Below are 26116 nucleotides of genomic sequence, written 5' to 3'. Positions count from 1 at the left end.
AGAATTTCAAATATTTTGGATAAGCTGCTGGCACTGGTTTTTCAGGTCAAGATCATCAGGGGTCAACAGAGGCAATTCCATGGCAGTCTGACAGGTCTCAATAGCCTCTTTTTCGCGGTCCAGTTCCTCATATATCCTGGCCAAATCATAATAATAAAGAATATACTTGTCGTTCAGCGATATTGCCTTCCGGATACTTTCTGCAGCCTTTTGATTACTTGCATTACCGGGAACCCCTCCAAACAGTGTGTTGGCGGCCAGGCGTTCGACCCAGCTTAGATTGGCCACTTTAAAATGCCATCGACCCAGTACGTGCCATGCTCCCGCATGGGTACTGTCATATTTTATTGCCAGGTCCGCATACTTTTTAATGGCCCGTGAAGCTGCCACACGATCTTTGGCACCTGAGATAAGTGCCTTTCGTCCCATCGCCACAGCCATTACAAAATTGGATTGAGAATCCGTTGAATCGACCTCCAGTGCCCGTTCTGCCAGCTGGATGGCCCGGTCGAAACACTCTTTCTTTTTTTCTTCGGTATCCAGGCGGTTACCTATACGGGCATGGAGAAAGCTGCTCCTCCAGAGTGCCCTGTAATGATTGGGCTCTTCGTCCAATACCTGCTGGTAAAGGTTCAGCGCCTGCTCTTCTTCATATGCGGCATAGGATGAATCGGCCTCCCTGAGTAGTTGATCGGCCTCCTGGCCTGCAAGCATGGAGGGAAATAACACGTAATATAAGACCGCCAGCCAGCAAAAAGGATATGATATTTTCATAATCATCTGGGTTAAATGGAAACCGGTTGTTTCAAGGTATAAAATTATAAGAGCTGTAAAAAATATAATCACCCCGGCCCTTCTTTATACCAATCCGAGGATACCACCCGATTTCTAATGGAAAACAGAATAATACCAACTTTCATTAATCTATAACCCCCTGCGGTCCAATTAGATACGATTTTTCCACAGAATTATTCTGCTCAAAGGGATAGATAATTTTTCGATGCTGCTTACTCTGAATAAGCAGCTTGCCATCCACGCTCGAGACGTTCAGTGTTGTGGTAATTTGCTCTCTCAGGTTTTCTTTAAAAATTCCGATAAGTTCCGCGGAGTGTAACGTTTTCTCTTTGAAGATGGCCAGCCATAATTCATGATCTTTGTAAATCGTTTGTTTTGAACGAAGCACCCACCATATATTCATCTTCCCAAATCGGGTCTGGGCTGCTGCCTTAAGCCGATATAGCCTGTCTGTAAAGGCACGGTCATCGAAACAGTTGTATTTGTTTTCCAGTGCCCATGCTGAGACTGACAATGAATCAATAGTGAAAGGAACGACCAGGGTTTGCGGTGCTTGGCAATCTCCGATTAGTTTCAACTGTTCAAAAAGATCACGCTCGCGGTTTCGTGACCTGCGGATTTCTTGTTCCGCTTTGTCAGAAAAGGTATGGTACGCATCGGATTCTAAATACTGCTGGTTCACAATTTCCCTCTCTGACCCCTGACAGCCGGAAAAAAAAGTCAGCAAAATCATTGCCGAAAAAGTATGCCATATAGATTTTGTCATAATGGTCCATTTGTATCAAGGGTTTTACAGCGGACCGTTTTTCTAGTGTGTTTGTTCAACCTTCCCCTTCTTTCCGTAATTACGCATTACGTAATTATCCAGGATTTCACGGAATTCCCCGGCAATATTATCGCCTCTCAGGGTACTGTGATGTTCTCCGTCCATATAGACCGGGGCTTTCGGCTCTTCGAAGGTACCGGGCAGTGAGATCCCAATATTTGCATTGCGCGACTCGCCGGGACCATTGACCACGCATCCCATAACGGCCACATTCATCTCCTCTACTCCCGGGTATACCTCGCGCCAGACGGGCATCATCTCCCTCAAATAATCCTGGATCTCTTCGGCCAGCTCCTGAAAATAGGTACTGTTGGTGCGGCCGCAGCCCGGGCAGGCGGTAACCTGTGGGACAAAACTGCGAATCCCAAGTGATTGGAGGACCTGCTGGCAGACCCGAACTTCCTCTGCCCGATCGCCGCCGGGTTTGGGGGTTAGAGAAACGCGAATGGTGTCTCCAATACCCTGTTGCAACAGCACCGACAGGGCCGCAGAACTGGCTACCATGCCTTTCATCCCCATGCCCGCTTCGGTCAGGCCCACATGCAGAGGATAATCGAGCAGATCGGCAATACGTTCATAAACGTGAACCACATCCTGAACGTGCGACATCTTGCAGCTGATTATAATCTTGTTTGAGGCCAGCCCCACATCTTCGGCCAGTTCAGCGGATCTGCGAGCACTTTCAACCATCGTATCCAGCATTACCTGTTTCGAGGACTTGGGATTCTCGAGCTTGCTGTTGTCGTCCATCTTGTCAGCAAGAAGCTGCTGATCCAGTGATCCCCAGTTCACCCCAATACGAACCGGCTTTTCGTGTTTTATGGCCTGTTCAACGATGGTGCAAAAATTTTCGTCCCGTGTTTTGGTTCCGGTATTGCCGGGATTAATCCTGAATTTCGACAGTGCTTTAGCGGCTTCCGGGTAGTCGACCAGCAGTTTATGGCCGTTATAATGAAAGTCGCCGACAATGGGAACAGTGACATCTTCTTTCAATAAGCGGTCCTTGATGTGAGGGACGGCCTGTGCCGCCTCCTTGTTATTAACGGTGATTCTCACAATTTCGGACCCGGCCCGGTGCAAATATTTTATCTGATCAGCGGTGGCATCGACATCAGCGGTGTCGGTATTAGTCATCGATTGTACCACAACGGGTGCTCCTCCACCTACCGGAACATCTCCGACCATTACCTGGATTGATTCTCGACGTTTAATATGAGACATATTGGAAACAACTTAATCGGTTATATTCCACTGCATCGACAATGGGATAATATACCTGTAACAATTAATGTTCTTAATTCTTTTTACTAAGCTCAAACAGCTTCTTTTTCTCTTCCTGGGTCAGCCCGTCATATCCTTTCTCAGAAATTTTCTCCAGTATTTGATCCAGTTCAGACTGTTCTGTTTCATCAACAATTTCAACGTCCGAAACCGTATACATATTTTTATTTTTCGGTTTGGACTTTGATTTCTGATAGGTTCCCTTCAGACGATACCAAAACTGTTCAACGGGTAACATCCACTTGCTCAGATCAGTGCCCTGGATTTGAGCCCGCATTAAAAGATACCCTATGCCCGCCCCTCCCAGGTGAACAATGCGGGCTGTCCCGTCCTGAGAGCCCAGCAAAAGAACATCCAGGGCAATAAGTCCGGCTACGACATATCGTGCCTGTATAGGCGGCAGCAGAATAAGCATGATCGGCATGGTCGGGAAAAGCATGGCAAAAGCCACCATGATCCCGTAGACAGCCCCGGAAGCACCAATGACAAAATTAAAGCCCATGATTTGTGCGAACAGTATATCCAGAAGCGCTCCCCCGATGCCGGCCCCCATATAGATGACTGTAAATGTACGCGGTCCCAGCCGTTCCTCCACAGCTCGTCCCATCCACCACAGCCACAACATGTTAAACAGCAGGTGAAAGGCTCCACCATGCAGGAACATATAGGTTACCAGCCGCCAGGGCTGAAATAATGCCGTCTGCCATTCCGGGTAGAAAGCAAAAGCCTGAATAAGTGCACTGCTGTACCCCCTTCCGAAAATACCCAGGACAACCTGTAAAACAAAGACGGCTACATTAAGGGTAATCAGGGTACGTATGGCAACCGGCAACCCCCGGTATCCACGTTTAAATGAACTGCTGAAGGATTCGTTTTCGTACATATGATGTATTCATTGCTTAGGGCTGTATAAATTTAAAATTAACAAATATTTTTATGCTAATATTGAGAATTTTCACTTCTCATTCCCCAATATTTTATAAGGATAAAACCTACAAGCATGCCGCCGAGGTGGGCAAAATGCGCCACTCCTGAATTGGCCCGGCTGAGACCACTGATAAGTTCGATAGCCCCAAAGCCGGCTACAAAATATTTAGCCTTGATGGGTATGGGCGGAAAAAGAAGCATAATGGGCCGATCTGGAAACATCATGCCAAAGGCCAGCAGGATGCCGTAAACAGCTCCTGACGCCCCCAGGGTGGGTACCCCTCCGGGTCCCACCAGCATATGCAGCAATGCTGCTCCAATGCCGGTTAGAAAGTAATAAATGGTAAACCGGCGGGTTCCCCAGTAGTTCTCGATGGCCTGTCCGAACATCCAAAGCGCAAACAGGTTAAAGAAGATATGGCTAAAACCCGCATGCAGAAACATGTAGGTAATCAACTGCCAGAAATCAAAACGTCCGGAGCCGATGGGCCACAGTGCGCCATATTCGAAAAGGAACTGTCCGATGACAGGGGTATTCAGCCCTACAAATGCAAGGCCATTGATGATAAGTAAGTGTTTAACAGCCGGTGGAAATATGGATAGCTGCGTATTGGGCTGGTAGTTCGAAGACTGATAATTCAAGAATACAGGTGTTAATTACTATTTTCTTTCATCGGAATATACGGTTCCTGCACACCAATTCTAATAATTTGGGTACGGAATCATTCCGAGAATTGTCATATACGGTAAAAACCACAGTTCTTTTTTCCAAAAAAGATTTTTTAAATAGAAAGCCGGAATATTGGCCCCTGAAATGATTAAAAAAGGGCGATGCCCAATATTATGAGCATCGCCCTCTTGCCTCAGATGATTTATGGCTTACTTAACAAACAACATCTCGCGATAGATGGGTAACGGCCAGTAGTCATCAGCGACGTAGCGTTCGAGGAAGTCGACAGAATCCCGAACTTTCGTCATGACGGGTATCACGTTATCCTTAATGTGGGTAGCACGCTCCATGAGCGGCAGCTCCTCGCCCTCCAACACCGCTTCGCGGAGTTCCTCAAGCGATTCATTAAGACTATTAATGCCCGTATTGACTTTTTGCAGCATAGCCATGGAACCGCTGTTATCAAGCTCCAGCCGTTGAATACGCTCGACGCTTTCAGCCAGTTCATTCAGGTAACGAACAGCAGCCGGATACACCATGGTTTTGGCAATCGCCTCAGTCGTATCTGTTTCAATATTCAGGGTCGTCAGGTACTGCTCAGCCCAAATTTCCTGACGAGAATGAACTTCACGCTCATTCAGCACCTTATGCTTTTCAAACAGATCGATGTTCTTGTCATCGGTCAACAGCGGAAGGGCATCCATCGTAGTCGGCAGGTTAAGCAACCCGCGGTTTTTGGCTTCCTCTGTCCACTCGTCGGAATAGCCGTCGCCATTGAAAATAATGTCTTTGGAGGTTTCCAGCGTATCCGACAACACAGCCCCCAGGGCTTTTTCAAATGAGTTGTCACCGTCTACTTTTTCTTCCAGCTGTGTACACATCTCGTCGAGTGCATCTGCCACGATGGTATTTAATACGACCGTGGGGAATGAAATAGACTGGCTGGATCCCACAGCGCGGAATTCAAATTTATTACCGGTAAAAGCAAAGGGGGACGTACGGTTGCGGTCTCCTGCATGCTTTGGTATAGACGGCAATACCGGTGTTCCGAGACCCAGCAGTCCGCCCTGCTTGGATTCTTTGAGGTCACCCTCCAGCAGCTGGTTGATGACATCTTCGAGGCGATCACCTATGTAGGCAGAGATAATGGCGGGAGGAGCCTCGTTTGCACCCAGCCGGTGATCATTGGCGGCATGAGCAATACTGATGCGCAGCAGATCCTGGTTTTCATATACCGCTTTCAGGATGGCTGAAAAGAAAAAGAGAAATTGCATGTTGTCATGTGGATTGTCACCCGGCTCAAGCAAGTTCATGCCCTCGCTGGTACTCAGAGACCAGTTAAGGTGCTTGCCACTGCCGTTCAACCCGTCATAGGGCTTTTCGTGCAGCAGGCACTCGAAGCCGTATTTGCGGGCAATGCGTTTCAGAGTGATCATCATCAGCTGCTGGTGGTCGGCCGCAATATTGGAACTTTCAAAAATGGGCGCGATCTCATACTGGCTGGGAGCAACCTCGTTATGCCTTGTCTTTACGGGGATGCCCAGCTTATAAAGCTCCTTCTCGGCTTCAAGCATAAAAGAAAGCACACGTTCCGGGATGGAGCCGAAATAGTGATCATCCAGCTCCTGCCCGCGGGGGGGCTTAGCTCCTACAAGGGTTCGTCCTGTGGTCATTAAATCCGGTCGACGATAATAGAATTCCTGGTCCACGAGGAAATACTCCTGCTCACATCCAACAGTAGAGCCCACACGCTTTGTGTCCACATCAAAAAGTTTGAGGGCTCGCTTGGCCTGCTTATTCAGGGCTTCATTTGAACGCAGAAGAGGCGTCTTGTGATCCAGCGCTTCCCCGGTCCAGGAGGCAAAAGCCGTCGGTATACACAAGTAAGATCCATTCTGATTTTCCATAATAAAGGCCGGCGATGTGGGATCCCATGCCGTATATCCCCGGGCTTCAAAAGTCTGACGAAGACCACCGTGGGGAAAACTGGAAGCGTCGGGTTCCCCCTGTATCAGTTCCTTCCCTGAAAATTCAGCAATGGCGCCACCTCCTTCATTGGGGGTGATAAAACTATCATGCTTCTCTGCGGTAAAGCCGGTAAGCGGCTGAAACCAGTGGGTGAAGTGGGTGGCCCCCTTTTCCATAGCCCAATCCTTCATGGCTACAGCCACTGCATCCGCAACTTTTGAGTTAAGTTCTTCTCCTTCCTGAATGGTTCGCTGAAGAGCTACCCAAATCTCTTTCGGCAAGCGCTCTTTAAGAGCTTCCAGCTGAAGTGTATTCTCACCAAAGATTTCGGTAATATTCATCGATTGTGACTGCTCCCCATTGGCATTGGGTAACCAATTACGGGCAGCTGCCAGTGTATCGTATCGTCGAATTGCTTTCGTCATTTTATTTAAAATGTGTTGTTTAGGTCCGAATTATAAACTGCACGTAAAATACGCGAAGAAAATTATATTGCAAAATTTTTTTAATTCTTTATTTGCAGTAATATTATTATAAAAGGCCTTTACGCATTAAAATATTATTTTTTAAGTAAAAGGGATCTAACCGGCCCTTGCAGACTAACTTTTTTTGCTGAAATAAAATCCAGGCTTGTTTTTTTAAGTGATCAATTTATTCCTATAATTGGTGCTGATTATTTTTCTCAACTTAGAGTCATTCATCACCCATGACCAATGAAGACATGCTCGGTACCTGGATCAGGGCTGCACGTCCACAGACACTGCCGGCAGCTTTTGTACCGGTTTGTGTAGGTTCCACCATTGCCGCATATCACCAGGCTTTTGATTGGCTGCCCTCCCTGGTAGCCCTGCTCTGTGCATTTCTCATTCAAATAGGGACCAACTTTGCCAATGATTATTTTGACTTCAAAAAGGGAGCAGATACCCGGGAACGTATCGGTTTCGAACGGGCCACGGCCGAAGGACTGATCCCTGCCAGGACCATGCGTAATGCCACCATCATCACCATGGGATTGGCTTTTCTGATGGGACTTTACCTCGTCTGGCATGCAGGCTGGATCGTTTTCTGGATCGGTGTAACTTCTCTGGTTTGCGGCGTACTTTATACCGGGGGGCCATTTCCCCTGGGGTACAATGGGCTCGGCGATTTTTTTGTATTTCTTTTTTTCGGGATCATAGCCGTCATGGGCACCTATTATGTAAATGCCCTGGCATGGAGTACCGATTCATTCTGGGCGTCGCTGGCTGTGGGTGCATTATCCACGAATATCCTGGTCGTCAATAATCTGCGTGATATCGAACAAGATGGACCCGCCGGGAAAAATACCCTTGGTGTACTATTCGGTGAACAAGTACTCCGGTGGGAATACCTCCTGATGCTGCTACTGGCCCTTGCCATTCCTCCTCACTTCTATTTTCGTCTTGGTTACGGTCTCCCCGTTTTTCTTGCCTATATAACGCTTCCCATGGCCGTCATGCTTCTTAATAAAATCTGGACGGAACAGGACAAACGTAAACTGAATAAAGCACTGGAACAAACGGCCCAGTATATGACGCTGTTTGGTCTCTTGTTCAGTGTGGGTATATTGCTTGATCTATTGTGAAGTTAGCATGCTATCAATATCAACTGCCTTTTAATGAACCCTTGAAAAATAGTGGTCGTATCTACTATGAACGAAAAGGGATCATTTTTGTACTTTCTTCTTCGGGAAAGAAATACTACGGAGAAGCAGCACCCCTGCCCGGCTTTTCCAATGAAACATTCGAACAACTAGCACCGGTCGTAACCAGTCAGCACCAGCAGTGGCTGAATATGCTCTCCTCGCCCAGCCCGCTGAAACAGCTTCAGAACTATTACAAAGCCCGGGAAACCGCCCCCTCCCTCCAGTTTGCTCTGGATTCGGTGGCCACACAGCTGGAGGCCCAACAAGCGGGAAAAAAAATCTCAACATTCCTTTTTGGTCACACTCATTCAAAAATAACAGTGAATGGCCTGGTCCCCCTTCTGCAGGAAGCCTCCCCCATCACAGCGATTCAGGAACTGACACGCGATGGATTCAATACCGTTAAATGCAAAGTAGGTCGTAATTTTAAGCGGGAATATGAACAGCTCACCCGGATCCGGTATCTATTTCCCGACCTTCGCATCCGGGTCGACGCCAACAGGGCCTGGACACTGGAAGAGGCAGCAACCCGTTTGAAAACACTGGAACCCATTGGTATTGAATATTGCGAGGAACCGCTGCGCCATCCATCCCCGTCTGCCTATGATAAACTCAGACGCGAAACCTCCGTGCCGCTGGCCCTGGATGAATCGGTCAACATAGAACCAAACTGGGCCGACCTGCTGGACAGTTGCTCCATACTTATTCTCAAACCCATGGTAATAGGAAGTTTCTCTACCCTCTTTACTATTCGGCAGCAGGCCCGGGCTACGGGCTGCAAAATTGTTTTTACCTCGAGCCTGGAGAGCAGTATCGGACGGATGATTACTGCTGCCCTGGCCCTGGGCATGGGGGCTTCGGATTATGCCCACGGCCTTGCCACGGGTTCTGTGCTGTCAGAAGATTTCGCATCCAATCTCCCTAACATTCATTCCGGCTCCATCCGGGCTGATGAACTGGATTTTGGGACCATAAACCCGACCCTCATTGCATCAAAAGCAAAAACAATCAGATAGTCATGAGTTCTGCACCATCCATTCCCTCTTTCCATGAGCCCCTGCCGATCGATGTATTTCTTGAATCAGCGGTCCACACCTACATCTATGATGATTTAAGGCAGTTTGAACACGCATTTCTGTATTTTTTCAAAGAGCGCAACCTCAATTTTGACCGACCCGTCGCCCTCTTGGCAGACTCTTCTGATGAGCTTGTCTTTCTTATTGCTTCATGCTGGAGGCTGGGCATACCCTTTGTGACAATTGATGCCGGCCTGTCTGCACGGGAACAGAGCCAGTACCTGCAGCAAGTCAGGGTCGAACTCATTATCTGCGACCAGGACCCTGAGCATCCTGATTTTTCATGCCCAACAGTTCATATCAGCCGGTTTGCTCTTGCCAAAATACTTAAACCTGATTTCACCCCCGAGCCGTGGGTTAAGGATCACAAGAAAAACATCAATCCTGACCAGATTTTTGGGTATTTCTTTACATCGGGTACCACCGGCATACCCAAAATTGTTCCTCTGAAACGAAGACAGGTGCTGTATGGAGCAAAGGCTTCTGAAGCGAACATAGATCCGGGAAGAAATCAGCTGTGGCTGCTCTCTTTGCCGCTGCACCATGTCGGCGGGGTTTCCGTCATACTTCGTTCCCTGCTGTACGGCTCGGGTGTCTATCGCATGGATACGTTTGACATTTCGAGAGTGACCGAACTACTGGACAAGAAGCAGCATATGGTAGCCGCCTCTATGGTTCCCACGATGTTGAAACGGCTGATGAAGCGGGGTGACTTTTCTGTTCATGATCACTTCATGGCCATTCTGCTGGGGGGAGGCCCTCTGGATGGAACGCTTGTCGATGAATGTTTCAACCGTGGTATTCCCGTAGTTGCAAGCTATGGCATGACTGAAACCTGTGCCCAGATTGCTGCCAATCCCCTTATGACAGTGGGAGATTTGAGCCGTCCCAGGGAAAGTGTGGGCCAGGTTTTCAGTCCTAACCGCATTGAGATTCGTGATGAGTCAGCACAGGCCCTAGAAGAAGGCGATTCCGGGCAGATATGGCTGAAAGGTCCTCAGGTATTTGAGGGATATTACCAAACAAAGAATCAGGGCTGCTTTTTTGACAGGGACGGCTGGTTTAATACGGGGGATTACGGCCATCTGAACCATCGTGGTGAGCTGTTTATTGAGGCCAGGCGCACCGATCTCATTGTGAGCGGTGGCGAAAATGTGTCCCCCCTTGAAGTTGAACAGGCACTGCGCAAAGTAGCTCCCGTACAGGAGGCTGCCGTCGTCGGAGTGCCGGATGAGGAATGGGGGCAAAAAGTGGTAGCCGCAGTGGTCGCAAAAAAGGGTCAGCACATAGACCCTGATGCTATACGGCAAAAGCTCCGGTCAAAAATCAGTTCCTTTAAAGTGCCTAAACAGATCATACAGCTCGATGCAATACCCAGGAATAAAACCGGTAAAGTACTACGCGACAAGGTACAAGAAAGTATAGCCAGCAGATTGTAGAGGCTTCACTTCCTCCCTGCCTGCTTCATTCGTCCAAATGGGCAAGACCTTTTGCCCCGATGTCGGACCGATAATATTTGTTTTCGAAGTTGATCTTTTTAACCTCGCTGTAGGTATTCTTGATGGCTTCGGGCAAGGTTTTGCCGGCACCGACCACATTCATTACGCGCCCACCATCAGTGAAAATTTTTCCTCCTTCTGCTTTGGTTCCTGCATGAAACACCAGGGCGTCATCTGATACATCTTCGATACCGGTAATTTCTTTGCCTTTTTCATAATCGAGGGGATACCCCTTGGAGGCCAGCACCACACAACATCGGTACTTGTCATCGATCCGGACTTCTTTTTGGTCCAGCCGCTGATCCGCTGCGGCTTCCATTAGTTCAAGCAGGTCGGATTCCAGTGACGGAAGAATAGCCTGACATTCGGGGTCCCCGAAACGGCAATTGTATTCGACCACTTTGGGGCCCTCCTCTGTAATCATGAGGCCACAGTACAAGATGCCCTTGTAGGGATTTCCATCGAGCAGCATCGCTGATACTGTTGGAAGAATAACTTCCTTTTCTATGCGCTGAAGCATGCGTTTACCCAGCACCGGTGTGGGAGCGTAAGCCCCCATGCCACCGGTATTCAACCCGGTGTCTCCCTCTCCTATCCGTTTGTGATCCTGGGCGTAATGGATGATTTTTGCTGTTTTACCATCTGATATGACAAAGACAGAAGCCTCCTCCCCTTTCATAAACTCTTCAACCACCAGCGTTTCAGCCGCATCACCAAAACGAGTGTTTTCTTTGAGTTCATCCAGCCGCTTTTCGACCTCCTCTTCGGTCTCACAGATAAACACACCCTTTCCCCCGGCCAGTCCATCCGCTTTCAATACGACGGGGTAGTTGTCCTTTTTCTTGATCACCGAGAGGGCCTGGTCAAACTCATCCTGCGAATAGGTCTCAAAATCAGCAGTGGGAATATGATTCTTTTTCATGAATTCATTGGCAAACTTCTTACTGCCTTCCAGCTGTGCGGCTATTCGGGACGGACCAAAAACTTTGTGACCTTCTGCCTCAAGAAAATCCGTAATGCCTTCAACCAGCGGCTGCTCTGGACCCACGACGGTTAAATCAATATTGTTATTCTCCACGAAAGCCAGAATGGCATCAAAGTCCGCTAGGGCCAAATCAACATTCTCACCCAGCTGAGCCGTTCCGGGATTTCCCGGAGCTATATATAGATCATCCAGCCGGTCAGATTTTGCCATGCTCCAGGCCATTGCATGTTCGCGTCCGCCACTGCCTAGTAAAAGTACATTCAAACCCATGTCAATACGATTATTGAGGAATTATTTAATTAACGCTGATTTACAGAGAGAATATAAATAAAATAACAGTACAAAGGAGCGTTCCAACCCCTTTGCACCATTTATATTGCAGATTCTTTTTTAGGAGGATATCTGATCAGCGATCTTAATAATCTCAGTAAAGCTGTCGGCCTTCAAAGAGGCCCCTCCTATAAGTCCCCCATCCACATCAGGCTGGCTCAGAAGCTCCTCGGCGTTATGGGGCTTCATACTGCCGCCATACAGAAGCTGAATGTTATCAGCCACATTTGAAGCGTATAAATCGGACAGTACGCCTCGGATCATTTTATGCATTTCCTGGGCCTGATCCGGTGTCGCCGTCTCCCCGGTTCCTATGGCCCAGATGGGTTCGTATGCAACTACAAGGTCTTCGGCATCCTCTTCATCAACCTCTGTAAGGGCTGCCTCAACCTGCTTGCGAACTATGAGCTGATGCTCTCCTGCCTTGCGCTGTTTCAGCGACTCCCCTACGCAGATAACCGGGCGAAGACCATCTGAAAGTGACTTTTTTACTTTGGCATTTACGGTCTGGTCTGTTTCCCCGAAGTATTCGCGGCGTTCAGAATGCCCTATGATGACATATTCACAGTCAACCTCATTCAACATCTGGGTACTAACTTCGCCCGTGTAGGCTCCATTGTCTTCATAATGTACGTTTTGGGCTCCCAGGGCGATGCCCGCGGCGTCTTTAAGTTCATCTGAAGCCACCGTCAGTGAAATCATGGGGGGGCACACGAGTACATCTATAGTCTCCGGTATTGATATTCCGCTATTTTTAATCCCCTGTAACAGCTTCTTGGTTTCTTCGGGTCCACAGTTCATTTTCCAATTTCCAGCCACTAAAAAATTTCGCATGATATTTATTCTTTATCTTAATTGGTAATTGATTGAAGGTCCTGTATGATATCCTGAAACTCCCTTCCCACATATTTTCTTACAATTTTACCATCCCTGTCAATCAGAAAACGGGTGGGGATGAGCCGTATATTGAATTTTTCCAACAAATTTTCACGATCAAATGCGCGGGCATCGGCCACCGGCCATGGCTTGATCCGCTCCTCGAAAAATGCATCCACCGTAATTTGGCTTTCATCCAGGGGAAGGGTTACGACGTTAAGCCCATAGTTCTTGTAGATACTGTGAATGACTACCGTGCGATCAAACTGCTCCTGATAGAGTGGATTTGCAAGGCGTGTTATCTCCAGAATATACGGTTCTCCCAGCAGGGAGTCCCTGCTAATAATCGCTCCCTTTTGGGTAAACTCAAATTCAGGCAGCTGGTCGCCCGGTGAAAGGTAATTCAGATCATAGCTGATTGATTCTGCCCATTTCTGCGCCGTGCTGTCATCATCAAACTGCTTCTTGAAGTCCTCCAGCTTATGCTGTGCTTCCTCCACACGTGCGCTGTCATATAGTAGTCCAATGCGCTCAATACTAATCTGCATTTTGGGCCTGCGGGCCTCGCTGATCTGCTCAAGGCTGTCCAGATATGCCAGGGCAGCCTCGAGCCCCTGGCTCTCTGCAACATAATCCTTGCCGTAATTGGCAGCCAGGTGTACCAGGTTGTCTTGTTTCTGAACCGAGCGTATGCGTTTCATCATGGTACTGTTGTCCCATCCCTGCAGTAAACGAATGGATTCTGTAATCGCCAATTCACCAGCTCTTGTTTGTTCATTTTCTTTGTAGAGTTCATAATACAGATCACTCCACTTTGAAAGTTCCTGTTCAAGAGTATCTCCCTGAAGCTGGCCGGCACTAATGAAACGGGCAACACGCTGGAAACCTCTATTCAGGTTCCTGAACTGTCGAAGGGCATCATGTTCCCTGGAAGAGAGGGTAAGCGTATTGCCAATGCCGGGGAATCGGCCCTCAATTTGGACCGAGTCTCCTTCGGCCAGAATAACGCCAAAACGAAGCAGGTTTCGCCCATCCCGGCTGATAAATGCCGGGTATTCTCTTTTGGACGCAAAGGAAGCCGTGCCGGAAAAGGACCCGCTTGAATCCGTAGTCGCCTGGAAAAGGGTATCCGGGTTGGCACCAACCGAATCTTCCTGTACAATGGTAATGTCAACAGGTAAATAGAGCGTATCCTGTACCGACGTATCAGTTACAGAAAATTTACCGCTGACAACAGCCTCTTTTTTCTTATTAGCAGAGCACCCAAGGCTAATTAGGGCAATAAGAATAAAAAAAGGCAATTGTCTCGTAAGCATACAGGAAATATGAACTGTGGTTCGGAATTAGGCTTAATTCAGGCGTTCAGCAATTAGTTCACGGACAAGTTGGGGATTGGCTTTTCCCTGCGACTGCTGCATCACCTGCCCAATAAAAAAACCAATAAGCCCTTTTTTCCCCTCCTTGTAGCGTGCCACCTCATCCGGATGACTTTCAATAACTTCATCCACGATGGGTTCAAGAAATCCGGTATCCGATACCTGCATCAGATTCATCTCCTGGGCAAGATCTTCTGCCGATTTTTCTTCATCAAGCATGGCATCAAAGATCTCCGTCATGGCGGAAGAGTTTATTTTATCGTTTTCCCGGAGCTCTACAAGCCCGGCCAAACGCTTCTCGGAAATCGAAAAGGCATCAATGGCGATACTTTGTTCATTGAGTACGCGTAAGACTTCCGAAAGGATGATATTGGCAACCGCTTTCGGATGTTGAACATACTCCAGTACGTTTTCATAGTAATCCGCGAGGTAGCGATTTTCCGTAAGTGTCCGGGCATCTTCTTCGCTCATGCCGAATTCATCAGCAAAGCGCTGCTGCCGTACATCCGGCATCTCGGGCAGACTCTCCCGGATTTCAGATAACATTTCATCGGTAACAACTACCGGAGGAATATCCGGCTCCGGGAAATAGCGATAGTCGTGGGCTTCTTCCTTCGAACGCATGGTGCGCGTCTCCATCTTATTGGCATCCCACAAGAGCGTTTGCTGAACAACTTCACCGCCCGACTCAATGAGGTCGATCTGGCGGTCGATTTCAAAAGCGATGGCGCGCTCAACATTACGGAAGGAGTTCATGTTTTTAAGCTCCGTCCGCGTTCCAAATGCCTTCTGTCCTTTGGGCCGTACCGAAACATTGGCATCACACCGCAGGCTGCCCTCCTCCATATTGCCGTCACAAATTTCAAGGTACTGTACAATTTGCTTAATGCGTTTCAGATATTCATAGGCCTCTTCCGGGGTGCGGAGGTCGGGCTCTGAAACTATTTCAATCAGAGGAACGCCGGAACGGTTGAGATCGATAAGCGTATTGAAGGGATCCTGATCGTGGATGGATTTACCTGCATCCTCTTCCATATGGATACGGGTGATTCCAATATCCTTATTGTAATCATCCAGTTTAATGGTAATATTTCCATCATGGCAAATAGGCGTCTCATACTGAGAAATCTGGTATCCTTTCGGCAGATCGGGATAGAAATAATTTTTACGGGCAAAGATTGATTTTCGGGCGATGCTGCAGTCTGTTGCCAGCCCCATCTTTATAATATAGCGCACAAGATTCTCATTGAGTACCGGCAGTGTTCCCGGATGACCGAGACACAAGGGGGTAACCTGCGTGTTGGGTGATCCTCCAAATTCCGTGGATACCGGTGCAAATGCTTTGCTTTCTGTTAATAGCTGGGCATGGACCTCCAATCCAATAACCGCTTCATAATCTATATTGGAACTGCTCATGGATAACAATTGATTACCGATTCATTTTGATGGCAAAGATATTAAACGTATGGGACATTTATTAATCTATTTACAAGAATATAAAATCTTATGCTATTGTCATGCTACATAAATTTTCCCACCTTCTATCATAGATAGCCAATACGATTTTATTGATATCATGAAATAGTGCAATACATTACCGGTGATGACTCTACAGCAAAAACTGCATATTTACGAGGAAACCGCTAACCTGTTCTGGTCTTTAGTTGTTTTGATAAGTACTGCTACGGGAGCATTCTTTCTTGCAGGAACATTTAATTCTGAAAACTGGAGCGTCATGAGCGTCAAGCAGGTAGCCGCACTGCTATTATTTTTTATTAGTTTTTCGGGAATTTTTAAACTCTCAGAATCCCGGTATCACTTCATATTTTATTTTAAAGAAAATAAGCTTGTTATTGACATCCATAAGGGCAACGTTTTGCTCAATACGCACAGCATTGCAACCGATGAGATAAAAAGCCTCGCCTTTGTTCCAAGCAGGCCGCGCACAGAGAAAGAGGCCTTGTTCGACTTTGCGCACGACTACCACTTGGTGTGGAAAAGGAAAAACAGTACCGCCTATCAACAGCTTATCCCCCTTCAATCCGCCCATTTCACGCTCAAGGTGGATGATATCGGCCGGATTATGCACTTCGTAAAGAGACACACTCCTGGGGTGAACATCCCAGCTGAGCAAGCAGATTATTTCAGTTTATAGACTATTTACTAAACTATTTCAAATAGTATATACCGATAAGCGATATAGATACTATCAATTTACAAACCTCTCTGTATAGGCCTACCTTTTGATCTGATTTTAAGACGGCCCAAGAATGGTTAGAGAATTAAAATTAATTTATTGAATCGATATAATATTTATTAGTTAACAGCGTTAACTAATAAATCGGACATAGTTCCGATCACCAGTTTTAAACAACGATTTCCCTTATCATAATCCCTAAAGGCGGCGTACCTGGAATATTGGACGCCGCCTTCTCTTTTGCAAATATTTTTTTACATATTCCGATTTATCTTACCTCCTCCCTGACTGAATGTTCAAAGCAATGATCTGCCCTAAGGCCTGAAATACGACAGGCAAAATAAAATGGGCTCAGCCTCGCGGCTGAGCCCATTCAAAAGAAAGGATCATTTTATTTTCTAAGCCAGTCTCTGTTCACTATCCACTGAGCTACTTCTGCATATAAAGCATTGCATAACCACTAAAATCCATAGTGGTTGGCCACTTCCTCATAATTTCCTGGATCAATCCCCTCAGGTATGATAGCCTGGTTTCCGCTATTCTGTTTTAAATAGCTCTCGGTTTGCTCCGATTCGATCCTTATTACTTCCACGGCATCGTAGGATTGACTGCTTCCTCCCCGTGCTGAAATATTGAAGATCAATTTTGGATTTGTCGTCCAGCTGCTATAATAATGAAAAACGTCAAAGATCACGCTGGATCGCCCCTGACCGGGAATGTGAAAATAAGTATAATTCGCAAAGGGACTGCTGGTTACGAAATAATTTCTGACTACCAGGTAGACAAGCCAGGCACTCTCCCTCATTTCAGCCTCGCTGTTTATGTCAATAGACAAGGTAGTGCCATCACTAAAGCCTGGAAACCGGTATCGTGTTACGTTGGCGTTGCCGTCGGCCCCCTTCAGATTCAATGGAATTCCCCATCCGCTGCCGGTCTTCGGACCGTAGAGTTCATAACTGCTTTTATCCAGGTAATAGTCGCCTTCCACACCCAGTGAGGCCCCGGGGGCCCCGGTGCCGGCATAGATCTGGCTGCCGTCTTCGCCATCGGCTCCGTCCTGCCCGTCAGCCCCGTCCTGGCCGTCGGCTCCACTGAGGTTGGTGGGCGTACCCCAGCCGCTGTCGGTCTTGGGGCCGTACAGCTCCTTGTTTGCCGTATCAAAATAGTAATCCCCGTTGGTGCCCAGGGAAGCATCCGGGCTTCCGCTGCCGGAGTAGATCTGGCTGCCATCTTTACCATCCGCTCCGTCCTGGCCATCGGACCCATCCTGTCCGTCCTCGCCCATCAGGCTGGTCGGCGTGCCCCAGCCACTGTCCGTCTTGGGACCATAGAGGTTCATATTGTCCATATCCAGGTAAAAGTCGCCAACCACACCGACGGAGGCATCGGGGGATCCGGACCCCGGGTGAATGGTAGTGCCGTCTTCACCATCCGCCCCGTCCTGACCATTGGCCCCATCTTGTCCGTCCTCCCCCATCAGTACAATAATGGGATTGCCCCAGCCGTCATTATCTTTTGGTCCATACAGCTCGCCGGTGCTGCTGTCGAGGTAGTAGTCGCCCTTGGCCCCGATATCCGACGTCGGTGTGCCCTCACTGGCGTACATCACGCTGCCATCCTCTCCGGCCGGTCCCACGGGCCCTTCCGGCCCCTGGGTTCCTTTTGGACCTTCCGGTCCCTGGGGACCCTCGCAGCCGGCGATTCCAACAGCAAATGCTATCATTAATAATACAAATGTTCTGGCGAATGATGCTACCATGTTATAGAACATACGATCGTTATTTTTGAAGCCTAATAGTGTTGTAATTGAGAAGAACCTATGTTGATTCTACATGTATTAACACAGACGTGTATAAATCTGCAAAAGGGATAAGCCCACACCGAATATCACTCCGGTGCAGGCAGGTCATCAGATGTTATGTTTGGATAACGGCAATGCTACGATCTATATACCGAATTAGAGCTTGCTGTAGTGGCAATGAATTCCTTCCACTTTTTAATACGAAGTCCACAGCAAAAAGAGCTCAAATTAATCTCAAGCTCTAACAGTAACGGATTATGCTCAAAAGAAAAGCAGTACTGCTCTGCCTGATAAATGTTCACTGGTCTCGCCCAATCACCAAAAAAAATGGTGTGGCCTGTTAAAGACCCCACCATTAAATAAAGGGATTACCGTGCCGGTTCTTGTCAATTAGTCTCTGCTCCCCGGTTGAGATACTCTTCATAGAGCTGTGAGTGTCGACTCACCATCGGAATCTTATACCCGCGAATAAACACCTGTTCAATCTGAGTCATCGGTTCAAAAGGATCACCATCGGAAATAAAAAGATTGGCCTGCTTTCCCTTTGCAATGCTGCCCAGCTTATCATCTACCCCAAAAATTTCAGCGGGGTTCAGTGTAATGGCCTTCAGGGCTTCTTCCCTGCCGAGCCCGTAGGTTGCGGCATAACCGGCATGATAGGGAGCATTGCGCACATTCTCGATCTCACCTGTAGCGATGGCCACTTTCACTCCTGCCTTGTGCAGCATTGCTGGATTCTGATAGGGACGCTGATAATTGTCATAGTCGCGTTCGGGGGTATAAAGGGTGGATACCAGGCATGGTAAATCTGCCTCCGCGATTTCATCGGCTACGCGCCATCCTTCCTGTACTCCGGCCAGGATAAAATGGGTTTTCGGGTGTTTTTCGGTCCATGCTATTGCATTGAGGATATCTTTTTTCTGATCTACCGAGATAATAACCGGAATATTGCCGCTGATCACCTCCCGCATTGCTTCTAATTTCTTTTGAACCTCCGGCCGCTCTTGGTCCCCAGAACCTTCCTGATAGGATTCCATCATCTCATTATAGAAGACAGCCCGTTCCCATAAATCATTCAACTGCTTGATATTCTTCTGATAAGCTTCTTCCACTTCCTTGTCACTCCGCTGATCATGCGGGCCTCTTTTCATGGCAGTGGGCCAATTAAGATGCATGGCTGCATTGGGAGATATGGCCATGGAATCAGGCGTGTATCCATAGAGATCAATAAGGGTTGCTTTTCCCGATAAGCGTCCTGATACGGGCATGGAAACCACGTGAGTAACCCCATTGACGCGCGTCACGGGTATACTGACGCTGCTGGGATTGATGGCCGTAAAAGCCCGTACATGGGGATTGAATTCGCCCAGTTCTGCCTGGTCCCTGGTTACCTGTACAGCCCCAATCTCCTGCAGGCCCAGCTGCGTACCGGCATCCATAAAGCCTGGATAAACATGTTTTCCCGAGGCATCTATGTGCTGATAGTCGGATGTTATCCGGGCGTTCCTCCCTACAAATTCAATTTCTTCGCCATTTATAAGCACAACCCCGCCCTCAATAACACCATCAATCACAGTATGAACCGTCACATTAGTGATGGCAAATTTTCCAAATTCTGCTTTCTCTGTAATTTGCGCCTGTGCCGTCGTTGCCAGCAGAAAAACAGCTATGCCGGACAGGGCAAAAGCCTTCAGATACTTCTTTTTCATCATTACTAGACTAACCATCATTTCTATGCTTTAATTGATTCCTAAAATTGCATCCCCCGCTTGCTGAAGCGGATTTCTGCCCCTTCCATGCAGGTAGCCCCCCGGCGGCCATGTTCTTCATACCAGCGCTTGCGCGCCTCCGCAAAACTTCCCTCCGGGTCGGGATCCAACCTCATATCATCGGGATCGCCTGAACGGTCAAAATATTGCTGCCCGTCAATAAAGGTGGCTTCGGCGACACTATAAATACTCAGCGGATGCCCACTCCATATTGCCACATCCCCGTGCTTCCCCTCCTCAAGACTGCCCACCTTTTCATCTATGCCCAGTTGTATAGCCGGATTAATGGTGATCATCTTAAGTGCGTCCTGTTTTGAAGTTTCCCCGTAATGAACGGTCTTGGCCGCCTCGTGATTCAGGTGGCGAATCAGCTCCCCACTGTCGGAATTGATGCTGTTTATAACGCCATTGGCATTGAGGATGGAGGCATTAAAAGCCGTTGAATAATATACCTCAAACTTGTAGGCCCACCAATCCGAGAACACCGAGGTATAGGCATTATTTTTACGGAGTTCCGGGGCGATTTTAAAAGCTTCATTGGCATGCTGGAAGGTATAACTTTTAATTCCGTAATCTTCAAAAACCCGCATCAGCATCATAATTTCGTCGGATCGGTAAGAATGACAGTGCACTCGTATCTCTCCTTCAATGATATCAACCAGGGTTTCCATACGGATATTCCGAGCCACCGGCACCGGGGGGCTTTCCCGTTCCCCCTTTTCATACGCATCGCGGGCATCCAGGTAGTCTTGCCGATCCCGCCGGTAATCCAGTGCGGCATCGAAATGATTGCGGATTACCTGCTCAACTCCCATCCGGGTTCGGGGCTGTACGTTGAAACCCTGCCCGTGCACGCGGGTGGGATTTTCCCCCAGCGCAAATTTTATGGTTCGCGGCGCATCTTTAAAGCGCATATCATTCATGCTTGATCCATAACGGAGTTTCAGTGTTTCATTTTGCCCCCCTATAACATTGGCGGACCCATGCATTAAATGGATGCTCGTAACCCCCCCGGCCAATGCCCAATAGATATTTATATCGTTGGGATTGACGGACTCTTCCATCGACACCTCGGCTGTCACGGGGTGAGTCCACTCATTAACATCCACAGCAGCAATATGCGAATGTGCATCAATAATACCAGGCATCACATATTTGCCTGTTGCATCTACTGTTTTGATCCCTTTGGGTGCAGGAATATCCTTGCCTATCCGGGTGATGATGCCGTTTTCTATAAGTACATCAGTGTTCTCCTTGTTGCCATCGGTGATCGTCAGGACCGTTCCATTAGTGATAAGTACGGATCCTTTTTCCTGTGCATAGCCGCTAAAACTTACACAAAGTCCCAAAAACAATAGCACAATCCGTTTCATAGTCATAGATAAAAACTAGTTATCAGTTTCAGATTCAAACTCAGTCACCTTTCCATTGGAAATAGAATAAAGAGCCCTGGCCTTATCCTCAGAAAAAGCTTTATTGAAAACGGTAAAATTCGCAATCAGTCCTTCTTTAAGATCCCCCATTCGTTGTCCGTATCCCAGGATATCCGCTGTCGACTGGCTCAGCAGATGCAGAACGTCAGGGCTGTCAAGGCCGCCCTCTTCCTTCAGCAGGGTTAGATTTTCCCGGACATCCGAAACTTTCAGCCCGTAGGATGCAAATCCAACATTGACGCCGGCGTCCTGCAGAGATTTGATATTTTGCATATGCTGCCGGTATGCTTTTTGTTGCCGTTCCCTGAACCGTTCCTGCTCCGGAGTCAGCTCTTGGTCGTATTTGTCTTTTTCTTCGTCGCGCATCCACTCGGGTTTTTCCGGGAAGTCAATGCCTGCCAGTACTGGAATGTCCCGTTTTTTCAATTCACGGGCGGTCTTATAGGCTTCCCGGCCGGATACCAGCACAGCCTTGAATTTGAGCTCATCCTGCAGCCAGAACATCCGCTTGATGTCCTGCTCGCTGTTGGCCACAAAAAAGAACGGCTGCTGTTGCTGCATCACCGGGTACAGGGCCTCCAGTACCTTTTCTTTGGGTGGAGCCGGGTAGCTCGAAGAAACAGCAGCAAAATAACGTTGTTGCTCAAGCTGGGCTTCTGCATCATAAAACAGCTGGCGAAACTGGGCCATCACTCCCATCGTTGTGGAGGGATAAGCTGATCCCTTGGCTTCCTTAAATTGGGCGACTATGCCCATGCCCCTTTGCAGGAGTTGCTTCGTACTCATGTCTTCATTGATGAAAAACAGGTCAACCTGACCCGGCATCATTTCTCCCTTCATTGCCAGTGCTGCTGTTGTAAACCCCGCCTGTACAGCTTTTGAAAAGGCATCATCATTCGTTTTCAGGTGATTGGAAGGAAAACGGTGAGGCTGTATTCCGGCTCGTCTGTAGCCCGGATTACCAGGTTCTTCAGGCGTACCATTATGGCCGTTGTTTCCGGGACTGCCCCATAAAGCCATGCCATCAATAAAACCGGGATACACATGCAGACTGTCGCCGCCATCCCGCACGAAAGCATCGAAGGGGATGGCAACCTCTTTTCCGACCGCATGGATCAAGCCATCCCGCCATACGATTGTTCCGCCCCTGATAACCTGCCCATCAGCGGTATGGATAATTACATTCTCGAAAGCTTGTGCCGGTATTGACTGGGTTTGTCCATCCAATGGCAGGGCCATCAGTAAGGCGATACAGCAAATAACAGTGCGTACCAACTTTATCATTGTCTTCTGTTCTTATTGTTGAAATGGAAATCTTAATAATAACATTTTGGCTGTGAATCCAAAGAATGGAAAATTAAAAAATGTAAAGGATGAGCACGTGCCGACTACAAAAAAGTTTCCTGCAGTCTCCCGGCTTTCTTCGCTGCTAAACCTGGATAACCCCGGTTTTGAACTCCCCGATATCTGGATTATGGTTGGCATACCGGATAGCATGTGAAATATGAGCCCGTGTTTTGATGGGATTGATGATTCCGTCCACCCAGAGACGTGCAGCGGCATAACGAACATCGGTTTGGCGATCGTAGCGCTCGCTTATCTCTTCCATGATTTCCTGCTCTTCCTCTTTCGTTATCTCCTGCCCCTTTTTTTCGAGAGAAGAGACGCGGATTTGAGTCAGTACCTTTGCAGCCTGCGTGCCCCCCATGACCGCTATCCGTGCGGTCGGCCAGGCATAGATGAATCGGGGATCATAGGCGCGGCCGCACATGGCATAGTTCCCGGCTCCATAGCTGTTGCCAAGTACAATGGTAATTTTGGGGACGGTGCTGTTGGAGACTGCGTTGACCATCTTGGCTCCATCCTTGATAATACCCCCGTGTTCACTGCGCTTGCCAATCATGAATCCGGTGACATCCTGAAGGAAGACAATAGGTATTTTTTTCTGGTTGCAATTCATGATGAAACGGGCGGCCTTGTCGGAGGAGTCGGAATAGATAACCCCTCCGACCTGCATTTCCCCCTGCTTGGTTTTTGTAATCTTTCTCTGGTTGGCCACAACCCCGACACTCCAACCGTCCACACGTGCATAGCCGGTAACAAGTGTTTGTCCATATCCGCTTTTGAATTCTGTAAACGTATCTGCATCCACGATACAGTCCAGAATATGGCGCATGTCATAGGGCCTGGAACGATCATCGGGAAAGATATCCAGAATTTCAGTCACATCGCGTGAGGGAGCCACTGGTTCACGACGGTTAAATCCGGCCGTATCAAAGGGTCCCAGCTTATCAACCAAATCACGCATCGTGTGCAGACACTGCTCATCATCTTCCATCTTATAGTCCGTGACACCGCTGATCTCTGTATGGGTGGTTGCCCCGCCCAGCGTCTCATTGTCTACCTCCTCACCTATTGCCGCTTTCACCAGGTAACTGCCGGCCAGGAAAACACTGCCGGTTCCATCCACGATCAGAGCTTCGTCACTCATGATAGGCAGATAGGCACCCCCGGCGACACAGCTGCCCATGATGGCTGCTATTTGGGGAATTCCCCTGGCACTGATTACCGCATTATTGCGAAAAATACGACCAAAATGATCTTTGTCAGGGAAGATTTCATCCTGCATGGGCAGGTAGACACCGGCAGAATCAACCAGATATAAAATGGGAAGGTGATTTTCAATCGCTATCTCCTGCGCCCGCAGATTCTTTTTAGCCGTTATTGGAAACCATGCACCCGCCTTCACGGTGGCATCATTCGCTACGATCACACAGTCGTGTCCCGCAACCAGTCCGATTCCGGTAATAACGCCGCCCGATGGACACCCGCCTTCTTCTTCATACATTTCATAACCGGCCCACAAACCAAATTCATGAAACCGGCTCTCTTCGTCAGTGAGGACCTCAATACGTTCCCGGGCCGTCAGCTTTCCCTTGTCGTGTTCCTTTTGAATGCGCTTGTTTCCTCCGCCCCTTTTTATTTTTTCCTCCTCCTCATTGATGGTTCGAATCATCTCTTTCAGATCCTGTTGTGAGAGCGGTGTAGAATCGGATGAGTTCATAGTGCCAAAGTAATATTGAGTAGGAAATTACGTTTCCAAGATAATGATTTTTTACAATCACAAAAGCTATGATTGGGTTATTTCCTTCTAAGTTTGTTACCTTGAAGGTAGCTATTTGTGAGGCACCTGTTTTCAATTAAAAGAAATGATCTCTGTGAAACAGACTATATATAGTATTGCGGGCGCGCTGCTCTTCGGACTTCTTTTTGGTTCAGCATCTGAACTCCGGGCACAACAAAATTTGAAATACCAGCAGCTCTCATTTGCAGATCAGCGACCTTCACAATTTTTTGATTTTTTAATATTGCCAGGCCAGGCAGACGAAACGGTTGCTTTAGCATCTGTTTACAGCTTCTCCTATAGTTCTATGCCGTTCAAGAAAAGTAATGAGTCTCAATCCTCCGGCAAGAAACGAGCTTTTTTCAGTCCGGTGACAATGAACATGGAAGTGTTTAGTTCCAACGAATCTCTCCTGAAGCGGAAAGATCCCGATATTTCTGTTGAGCAACTTGATCCAGCCGGACGTGCTTTCTGGGAAGACACCGCCTATGCCGGAACCTATGAAGAGACGCAATCTGAATTGACCTTTCTCTATGGCCACCTTGGGATGGAATTAAAACCCGGAATCTATACCTATGTCCTCCAGCTCAAAAGAGGAGATCGCGGGGACCCCCGGACCTCCCAAACCCGTACCATCCGTATCAAGCCCTACAGCGAGATGACTATAGGAAATGTTTATTTGGGCGAAAAGTTATCCTCCGACGGAAGTCAGCTTCAGCTGATCAGCATGGGCGACAACGTAAAGTACGGAAGCGATTTTTATGCTCTGGCTTACCTACCCGGCTATACTGAAGAAGCATCGTACTCTCTTGATGTTAATGCCATCAGCACATCACGAGGTGACACGAGCGTTACAGATCAGCTCTATTCACAGGAGCTTGGCACTGACGATCTGCGCAGGGGAATAAAACCCTGCCTGAATTCTGGCCGCAACTCCAAAGCCAACATGCTCCAACTGTCCCCGGATCCGGATGGCTTTACCTACGCCCTGGTTAAAATACCCAATAGTAGATTCCCCAATACCTCATACCGAATCACTATTCGTGAGAATGACCGTAAAACAGTATCCAGCACCACCTACCAGTCAAAGTGGCTCGATATGCCGCGCTCTTTGCTGAGCCTGGACATTGCCACAGAAATGCTCCGATACATGGTGAATGACCAAACACTGGACCGGCTCTCAGAAGGTTCTAAAGAAGAGCGGGAGCGTAAGTTTCGTGCTTTCTGGAAAGAGCGCGACCCTACGCCCGATACGGAATACAATGAGCTTATGGCCGAGTATTACCGTCGTATCGACTACGCCTATCGACATTTTACAACCAACAATATCATCGGTTACGAAAGCGATCAGGGCAAAGTGTATATTAAATACGGTCCTCCCAACAATATTGAACGAAAATTCCCTATCGACGGCTCCCCTGTGGAAATCTGGAGTTATCCCAACCGCGAATTTGTATTCCGGGCTACTTCCGGCTTCGGGGATTTTAAACTAGTATCCCAATAACTACAAGCTGCCCAGG

The 26116-nt window shown here is 48.0% G+C and carries 20 protein-coding genes; 5 read left to right on the top strand and 15 right to left on the bottom strand.

Translation table 11 applies throughout. The annotated features are described in order from the left end of the window. Positions 1–6: 6 nt before the first annotated feature. The 6 genes from FN808_RS11195 to FN808_RS11170 form a co-directional block, all read right to left on the bottom strand. Positions 7–774, bottom strand: a complete 768-nt coding sequence (locus tag FN808_RS11195; RefSeq protein ID WP_185958362.1) for a tetratricopeptide repeat protein — start codon at positions 772–774, stop codon at positions 7–9. 145 nt (positions 775–919) lie between these two features. After that, on the bottom strand, positions 920–1561 hold the full coding sequence (locus tag FN808_RS11190) for a hypothetical protein (RefSeq protein ID WP_142714685.1): 642 nt from the start codon (positions 1559–1561) through the stop codon (positions 920–922). Positions 1562–1603: 42 nt separating this feature from the next. Further along, positions 1604–2842 carry a flavodoxin-dependent (E)-4-hydroxy-3-methylbut-2-enyl-diphosphate synthase gene (gene ispG / locus FN808_RS11185; RefSeq protein WP_142714684.1) on the bottom strand — a complete coding sequence of 413 codons (1239 nt, stop codon included), beginning with the start codon at positions 2840–2842 and terminating at the stop codon, positions 1604–1606. A 73-nt stretch (positions 2843–2915) separates the two neighbouring features. After that, on the bottom strand, positions 2916–3785 hold the full coding sequence (locus FN808_RS11180; RefSeq protein ID WP_142714683.1) for a rhomboid family intramembrane serine protease: 870 nt from the start codon (positions 3783–3785) through the stop codon (positions 2916–2918). A 56-nt stretch (positions 3786–3841) separates the two neighbouring features. Further along, positions 3842–4471 (bottom strand): rhomboid family intramembrane serine protease, encoded by a 630-nt coding sequence (locus tag FN808_RS11175; protein WP_142714682.1) that lies wholly within the window; start codon positions 4469–4471, stop codon positions 3842–3844. Between the two features lie 237 nt (positions 4472–4708). Beyond that, positions 4709–6892 carry a glutamine synthetase III family protein gene (locus FN808_RS11170; RefSeq protein WP_142714681.1) on the bottom strand — a complete coding sequence of 728 codons (2184 nt, stop codon included), beginning with the start codon at positions 6890–6892 and terminating at the stop codon, positions 4709–4711. A gap of 281 nt (positions 6893–7173) precedes the next feature. Here FN808_RS11170 and FN808_RS11165 point away from each other — a divergent pair, with 281 nt between their 5' ends. The 3 genes from FN808_RS11165 to menE are packed head-to-tail and all read left to right on the top strand — an operon-like array spanning position 7174 to position 10645. Next, entirely contained in the window at positions 7174–8070 is an 897-nt protein-coding gene (locus FN808_RS11165; RefSeq protein ID WP_142714680.1) for a 1,4-dihydroxy-2-naphthoate polyprenyltransferase, read from the top strand. Beyond that, positions 8067–9146: an o-succinylbenzoate synthase gene (gene menC / locus FN808_RS11160; RefSeq protein WP_281280774.1), complete on the top strand. Its 1080-nt coding sequence runs from the start codon at positions 8067–8069 to the stop codon at positions 9144–9146. Before FN808_RS11165 ends, menC begins: the two co-directional genes overlap by 4 nt. Positions 9147–9148: 2 nt before the next feature. Continuing rightward, positions 9149–10645, top strand: coding sequence for an o-succinylbenzoate--CoA ligase (gene menE, locus FN808_RS11155; RefSeq protein WP_142714678.1), 1497 nt, complete (start codon positions 9149–9151; stop codon positions 10643–10645). Positions 10646–10670: 25 nt separating this feature from the next. Here the strand turns inward: menE and purD are convergent, their stop codons facing one another. From purD to gatB, 4 genes are all read right to left on the bottom strand, one after another. Beyond that, on the bottom strand, positions 10671–11960 hold the full coding sequence (gene purD / locus FN808_RS11150) for a phosphoribosylamine--glycine ligase (RefSeq protein ID WP_185958360.1): 1290 nt from the start codon (positions 11958–11960) through the stop codon (positions 10671–10673). Positions 11961–12080: 120 nt separating this feature from the next. Further along, positions 12081–12854 carry a triose-phosphate isomerase gene (gene tpiA, locus FN808_RS11145; RefSeq protein ID WP_142714677.1) on the bottom strand — a complete coding sequence of 258 codons (774 nt, stop codon included), beginning with the start codon at positions 12852–12854 and terminating at the stop codon, positions 12081–12083. A gap of 17 nt (positions 12855–12871) precedes the next feature. Further along, positions 12872–14212, bottom strand: coding sequence for a TlpA family protein disulfide reductase (locus FN808_RS11140; RefSeq protein ID WP_142714676.1), 1341 nt, complete (start codon positions 14210–14212; stop codon positions 12872–12874). Positions 14213–14245: 33 nt separating this feature from the next. Then, on the bottom strand, positions 14246–15688 hold the full coding sequence (gene gatB, locus FN808_RS11135) for an Asp-tRNA(Asn)/Glu-tRNA(Gln) amidotransferase subunit GatB (protein ID WP_142714675.1): 1443 nt from the start codon (positions 15686–15688) through the stop codon (positions 14246–14248). Positions 15689–15875: 187 nt separating this feature from the next. Here gatB and FN808_RS11130 point away from each other — a divergent pair, with 187 nt between their 5' ends. Then, positions 15876–16427 carry a hypothetical protein gene (locus tag FN808_RS11130; RefSeq protein WP_142714674.1) on the top strand — a complete coding sequence of 184 codons (552 nt, stop codon included), beginning with the start codon at positions 15876–15878 and terminating at the stop codon, positions 16425–16427. A 502-nt stretch (positions 16428–16929) separates the two neighbouring features. On the opposite strand, the gene FN808_RS11125 is transcribed toward FN808_RS11130, so the two are convergent. The 5 genes from FN808_RS11125 to FN808_RS11105 form a co-directional block, all read right to left on the bottom strand. Beyond that, positions 16930–18192 carry a collagen-like domain-containing protein gene (locus FN808_RS11125; protein ID WP_142714673.1) on the bottom strand — a complete coding sequence of 421 codons (1263 nt, stop codon included), beginning with the start codon at positions 18190–18192 and terminating at the stop codon, positions 16930–16932. Between the two features lie 464 nt (positions 18193–18656). Continuing rightward, a complete protein-coding gene (locus FN808_RS11120; RefSeq protein ID WP_142714672.1) occupies positions 18657–20000 on the bottom strand; it encodes an amidohydrolase family protein in 1344 nt (447 codons plus the stop codon). Positions 20001–20020: 20 nt separating this feature from the next. Then, on the bottom strand, positions 20021–21412 hold the full coding sequence (locus FN808_RS11115) for an amidohydrolase family protein (protein ID WP_142714776.1): 1392 nt from the start codon (positions 21410–21412) through the stop codon (positions 20021–20023). 15 nt (positions 21413–21427) lie between these two features. After that, positions 21428–22756, bottom strand: coding sequence for an amidohydrolase family protein (locus tag FN808_RS11110; protein ID WP_142714671.1), 1329 nt, complete (start codon positions 22754–22756; stop codon positions 21428–21430). A gap of 145 nt (positions 22757–22901) precedes the next feature. Further along, the gene (locus tag FN808_RS11105; RefSeq protein WP_142714670.1) at positions 22902–24536 is read right to left on the bottom strand and encodes an acyl-CoA carboxylase subunit beta; all 1635 of its coding nucleotides are present in this window, start codon (positions 24534–24536) and stop codon (positions 22902–22904) included. Positions 24537–24690: 154 nt separating this feature from the next. On the opposite strand from FN808_RS11105, the gene FN808_RS11100 reads away from it, so the two are divergent. Then, entirely contained in the window at positions 24691–26100 is a 1410-nt protein-coding gene (locus FN808_RS11100) for a GWxTD domain-containing protein (RefSeq protein WP_185958359.1), read from the top strand. Positions 26101–26116 lie beyond the last annotated feature (16 nt).

The organism is Fodinibius sediminis, assembly GCF_900182555.1.
Taxonomy (GTDB): domain Bacteria; phylum Bacteroidota; class Rhodothermia; order Balneolales; family Balneolaceae; genus Fodinibius; species Fodinibius sediminis.
The sequence above is the reverse complement of the archived record's forward strand: the minus strand, read 5'-3'. Positions and strand labels throughout refer to the sequence as shown.